The following is a 6,273-nucleotide window of genomic DNA, read 5'->3' on the forward strand; positions in this document are numbered from 1 at the left end:
AGGTAAGAAACCCCCACTGGTTCGTTTTGCAGGGCAAAAGCGAATCAAAGATGTGGGGGCTAAGGGGGGGGGGAAAGAAAAAATCTCTCTGTATCAGTTTATTAAACGCCCCCATACAAAAATAGAAGAGATAAAGGATAAACTTTCCGATTATCCTGCAGAGGTATTGCGCGAAATGGAAATTGAAGTTAAGTATGAAGGTTATATCAAGAGAGAATTTTCGGAAGTGAATAAATTCAGGAACCTTGAAAAGATTAAAATGTCATCCGACATTGATTACGGCAAAGTGCCGGGGCTTTCTTTTGAGATTAAAGAGAAACTTAAGAAATTTAAACCGCTTAATCTTGGGCAGGCAAGCAGAATATCAGGCGTTACGCCCGTGGCGGTTAGTATTTTGATTGTGTATTTGAGGGAATTGCATAAGAAATAAAGATGTCATTGTAACTTTTGCTTGTCATTGCGAGCCCCGACAAGTCGGGGAGAAGCAATCTCAACGACAGGCTCGGAACAGACCGTGCAATCCCAAAAAGCGAGATTGCTTCGCCGCGGAGTTTATCCCGCTTTCAGCGAGGCTCGCAATAACAGATAGAGCGTTTCCATATGAGTAAATCAACATATTACAAATTCTCCGAATATTTAAAAGAACGGTTTGGATGCAGAGTTTATAAGGTCAGCATAGATGCGGGTTTTTCCTGCCCGAATAAAGACGGAAAACTAAGCAAAGACGGATGTGTTTATTGTGATAATAAAGCGTTTAGTTTAAACAGCCGAACCCCCTCTAAACCAATAGAAACCCAAATTGAAAACGGGATAGCGTTTAGCAGGCAAAGATACGGCGCGAAAAAATTCATCGTATATTTTCAGGCATATACGAATACATATCTACCTCAGACAGATATGCCCACCAAAGGTCTTATGGCGGGCCTGCCCGCCCAAGGTTTTGTGACGGGCCTGCCCGCCAGCGCTTTAGTGGCGGGCGCTACTTTAGATATACTAAAAGAAAGATATGATGTCGTCAGAAAGTTTAAAGATGTTGTGGGAATATCTATCGGAACACGCCCCGACTGCGTTAATGAAGAAATACTGGATTTGATTAATAGTTATTCTAAGGATTACGAGGTGTGGCTCGAATACGGGCTTCAGAGTATCCACGATAAGACTTTAAAATTAATAAACAGGCGTCATACATACGAAGATTTTTTTAAAGCGGTTGATATGACGCGAAAGCGGAATATAAAAATATGCGCTCATATAATTATCGGATTGCCTAACGAAACAAAAGAAGAAATGATGGAAACCGCTAAAGCTTTAGCTAAATTAAAAATAGACGGTGTAAAAATCCACCCCCTGCATATCGTCAAAGGCACTAAACTGGAAGAGATTTTCAAAAAGGGCAAATATAAACCTTTAGAATTGGACGAGTATGTAAATATAGTCACAGAATTTTTACAGTATTTGCCACCGACAACCGTTATTCAACGGATAACCGCCGATTGTCCAAAAGAATTTCTCGTCGCGCCCGAATGGATCTTGAATAAACAACTTGTTTTGAATATGATAGATAAAAGAATAGAAGAAAAGAATACTTATCAGAGTAAACATTTTGTAGACCCCATTGAAATGGCGCAAATCAGGTCGGATAAAAAATTGGCAGAAAAATTAAAAGCAGGACATAACCAAGCAAAAACTATGAAAGGACGATTTATTAAGTAATTTCATGATATCTGCCGACAACCGCGCAAATGCATATTAACAAACAAAAAAACGCACGGCAGGGGAAACTGAACAAGAGGAAGAAGTGAGAAATACCCCGAGAAATTCGGAGAATTTCCGGGACCAAGTCCTCGGAACCTTTCCAAAATTCCAGAGGGAAAAGGTAAAAAGGTAAAAGAAAATAAATAAGGCGAGAAGAATATGAGTAAAATACTGTTGTTCTTACTGTTATCTTCGGTAATCCCATACAGTATATTGATAGGAGTCTTTTTGTGGGAAAAGCACCGTAAATGGCCATACATAGAGAAAACTGCGGAATATAATTTTGTATTACCTGATATCTGCAAACAATTCAAAACAAGTAGTAGTTTGAAGGCAGATGAATTAAATTTTAAAAAGCTGGGCACCAGATATGACGGAAAAGGCGAGATATATAAAGTAGAGTATGATTTTTATGTGTCTTCGGATGGAATCGTCTTTGTAATAGTCGGAGCCGGTTCAATATTTAATAATATTGTTTGCGGAATGTGGTTGTATTCCAAATCTATAGATAATAGAGCTTTCATTACCGTAACTCATCAAAATGCTGTTAATCATGATTTGTCCGGCTTGTGGAAAGATAACCTGATTTCTACAGGGAGCCTAAAGACTGCTTATAACAATCATATAGAAAACATAAAGAAAGATGGTACATATAATTCTGCGTTTTATCACGATAGAGAATTTGAGGATTTTAAGCGACTTTTGGAGTATAGGTTGGAACTATTAAGAAACAAAGGGCTGATATATTACTGCGATAATGAACGAATCTTCTGGAGATATTCCTTTAAGGGAGCGACCAAAATAGCTATTAATCAATTTGTCATTGGGCTTTTTCGCATGCCGTATAGCTATATTAAAGCATTTTTCCAAAAACATAAAAATACTAACAAAACGGATTCCGGAAACAGACCTGATATTAGGATTTGATAATTACAGATTGTATAACCCCGCATTGGAAAAATCCCCCCGAGGAATTCGGGATATTTTTATGTTATAATACTTTCTGTTAGTTGAAGAAATTTTTACCACGACGCAGTGGAAAGCGCCGTGGTTTTTTTTAATCGAAACATTGGTTCGATTATCCCACAGAGTATCCCGAAAATTTTGGACCCTCTGGAATTTCTGAAAAATTTTCGGGATGGATTACGATTCGGGAAGTTATTAAATAAAGAACATCCTATGATTTGGCAGAGGAGAGCTTTAGCTTTTGCCAAACATTGATTTTTTTGATAAACTTTTCCTGAAATTTAACCGATGAATGCAAAATTAGTATTAGAAGACGGCAGTTGTTTTGAAGGCATTTCCATCGGCGCTTCCGGTGAAAAAATCGGCGAAGTCATCCTCAATACCGCAATTGTAGGTTATCAGGAAATGATGACAGACCCTTCAAATGCGGGCAAAATTTTAGTCCTCACGTATCCTCTTATCGGCAATTATGGTGTAGCCGAAAAATTCAATGAATCAAAAAAATGCCGGCTTGAAGGTTTGATTATTAAGGAAAACAGCCGAATATATTCAAACTGGCAGGCTGAAGACAGTTTGGAAAATTTCCTGAAAAAAGAAAAGACTGTTGCAATAAGCGAGATTGACACAAGAACACTTGCCGTTCATATCCGCGATAAAGGGGAGATGTTGGGTATAATTTCCACAAAAGAAACAGACGAAAAGAAATTGCTACAGAAGTTACAAAAAGCCGCAAAGAATATAAAGAAAGATTTTATAAAAGAATTTTCCGTAAAAGAAGTCACAAAACTAAAACCCAAATCTTCCGGTTCCAAAATAGCGATATTGGACTTGGGAATTACTAACGGATTTATTAAACAATTAAAAACTCTGGGATGTAATATAACTTTATTACCATACGATACAGATGCGGGTAAAATATTGAAATCGGGATTTGATGCTGTAGTTATTTCCAATGGTCCTGAAGATGACGAAGCAATCCCTATAATCACACAAACTACGAAAAAACTGCTCGGTAAAATTCCTGTTTTAGGAATATCCACGGGACATGAAATCATCGCTCTTGCGCTAGGTGGGAAACTGAAAAAAATGGCAATGGGACACCGTGGCGCGAATTATCCCGTTAAATCGCCTGATTCGTTTAAAGGGGAAATTACCATCCAGAACCATTCATTTATCGTGGATGAAGATTCTATAAAGAATCGAAAAGACACCCGCCCCGTTAGAAATTCGTTTCTAAACGGGGTAAACATAACTTTGCGAAATGTAAACGATAATTCTATAGAAGAGATGGAAAGCAAGTCCCTAAAATTTATTTCAACACAATATTATCCACTCAGTCCGGGATTTGATGAAGTAAATCCAGCATTTTTAAGAATCTTAAAAATGGCTGGAACAGAAGACAGAAAACAGTAATTGGGAATGTGATAGAAATACATGGATATACAGTGGAAATATGTTGTAAACAAAACCGAAACACATATAAAAACTATTTATTTCTATATATTTCAATCTATTTCAATTTATTTCCATTGTGTTTCTTTTGAAATTAACGATGCCTAAAAGAACAGATATACATAAAATTTTGATGATAGGGTCGGGGCCGATAGTTATAGGTCAGGCTTGTGAATTCGACTATTCCGGTTCTCAAGCGTGCAAAGCGCTAAAAGAAGAAGGATATCATACCGTTCTTATTAATAGTAATCCGGCTACAATCATGACAGACCCGGAAATAGCGGATAAAACTTATATCGAACCGCTTACTGTGGATATAGTAACAGAGATAATAAAGAAAGAAAGACCTGATGCAATTCTTCCCACGCTGGGGGGGCAAACAGGTTTGAATCTCGCATATTTCTTAATGAAAGAAGGGATACTTAAAAAATATGGTGTTGAATCAATAGGCGCAAGCATAAAAGCGATATCAAGAGCCGAAGACAGGGATTTATTCAAAAAAGCGATGAGGGAAATAGGAATTAGCATGCCAAAAAGCGGCATTGCAACAAGCGTTGAAGAAGGATTAAAAATCGGGCTTAAAATAGGATTCCCGTTAATTTTAAGACTGGCTTATTGCATGGGCGGAAGCGGCAGTTCTATCGCTTACAACAAAGAAGAATTGGAAGCATTCCTGACAAAAGGACTTGAGGTAAGCCCTGTAGGACAGGTGCTTGTCGAGCAATCGGTTGTGGGCTGGAAAGAAATAGAATTTGAAGTGATGAGAGACAGTGTTGATAATGTGATTATGATTACTTCAATGGAAAACATAGACCCCATGGGAGTGCATACGGGAGACAGTATTGTAGTCGCCCCTTCCCAAAGTTTAACCAAAGAGGAATACGCGCAATTTGTAAATTTATCCAAGAAGATTATAAGAAAAGTTGACATAACCGGCGGCGGGGCAAATATTCAGTTTGCCCAAAATCCCGAGAATGGAGATATCGTTATAATAGAAGTAAACCCGCGTCTATCAAGAAGTTCTGCGCTGGCTTCCAAGGCTACGGGATTTCCTATTGCAAGAGTAGCTACCAAACTTGCCATAGGGCTTACGCTTCCTGAAGTTTTAAACCAAATTACAGGCAAAACCACTTCGTTCTTTGAACCGACTATTGATTATTGCGTATTAAAAATATGTAGGTTCACGTTTGAGAAATTTCCTCAAGCCGAAAAAACTTTAAACACATCAATGAAAGCCATAGGCGAAGCAATGTCCATAGGCAGAAATTTCAAGGAAGCGTTTCAAAAGGGGATAAGGTCCACTGAAACGGGAAGGTTCGGATTTGGGGCTGACGGAAAAGACAAAATATCGGATGAAATGTTGTTAACCCTGAACCCCTGCCCGACAATACTTGGCAGGCGGGGAACTTGTTCTGGTTCGGGGTTGAAATCACCTTCAACAGATTTAGTCGAATCAATAAAAGAAAAAATAAGAACTCCTAACGACGAGCGGTTATTTAATATCAGATATGGGTTCAAAATGGGGCTTTCAATTGACGAGATATATGAACTTTCAAAAATCGACAAATGGTTTTTAGATAATATGAAACAGCTTGTAGAAATAGAAGAAGAGATAAAGAAATACAGAACACAGAAGTCAGAAGACAGAAGACAGAAAATAGGGATTAAAATACCTGTAAAACTACTTAAAAAAGCGAAGATGGACGGGTTTTCTGATATACAGATTGCACATCTTATTAATTCCACCGAGCAAAAAGTAAGAGCATACAGAAAGAAAAATAATGTAAAGGCGGTTTATAAATTGTTAGATACTTGCGCGGGAGAATTTAAAGCAGAACGACCATATTATTATTCAACCTATGAAACAAAAGACGAGAGTATTCCTACGGGGAAAAAGAAAGTCGTCATCCTCGGTGGAGGTCCTAACCGAATAGGTCAAGGCATAGAATTTGATTATTGCTGTGTTCATGCTTCATACGCTCTGCAGGAAGAAAATGTTGAAAGCATTATGGTCAACTGTAATCCTGAAACCGTTTCCACAGATTACGACACTTCGGATCGCCTGTATTTTGAATCGCTGACACTGGAAGATGTGTTAGA

General features: G+C 38.1%; 5 protein-coding genes. All 5 read left to right on the forward strand.

Annotated elements, in window-relative coordinates; translation table 11 throughout:
- The coding region (locus KAS42_03970; GenBank protein ID MCK4905381.1) for a tRNA uridine-5-carboxymethylaminomethyl(34) synthesis enzyme MnmG at window positions 1-430 on the forward strand (430 nt) is incomplete at its 5' end.
- Between the two features lie 170 nt (window positions 431-600).
- The gene (locus tag KAS42_03975) at window positions 601-1,713 is read left to right on the forward strand and encodes a TIGR01212 family radical SAM protein (GenBank protein ID MCK4905382.1); all 1,113 of its coding nucleotides are present in this window, start codon (window positions 601-603) and stop codon (window positions 1,711-1,713) included.
- 201 nt (window positions 1,714-1,914) lie between these two features.
- A complete protein-coding gene (locus KAS42_03980; GenBank protein MCK4905383.1) occupies window positions 1,915-2,682 on the forward strand; it encodes a hypothetical protein in 768 nt (255 codons plus the stop codon).
- 327 nt (window positions 2,683-3,009) lie between these two features.
- Window positions 3,010-4,134 carry a glutamine-hydrolyzing carbamoyl-phosphate synthase small subunit gene (gene carA, locus KAS42_03985; protein MCK4905384.1) on the forward strand — a complete coding sequence of 375 codons (1,125 nt, stop codon included), beginning with the start codon at window positions 3,010-3,012 and terminating at the stop codon, window positions 4,132-4,134.
- Window positions 4,135-4,273: 139 nt separating this feature from the next.
- A partial coding sequence (carB, locus tag KAS42_03990; protein ID MCK4905385.1) for a carbamoyl-phosphate synthase large subunit occupies window positions 4,274-6,273 on the forward strand: 2,000 nt, incomplete at its 3' end.

It is taken from the genome of bacterium, assembly GCA_023135785.1.
GTDB lineage: Bacteria > CAIJMQ01 > CAIJMQ01 > CAIJMQ01 > CAIJMQ01 > CAZNJA01.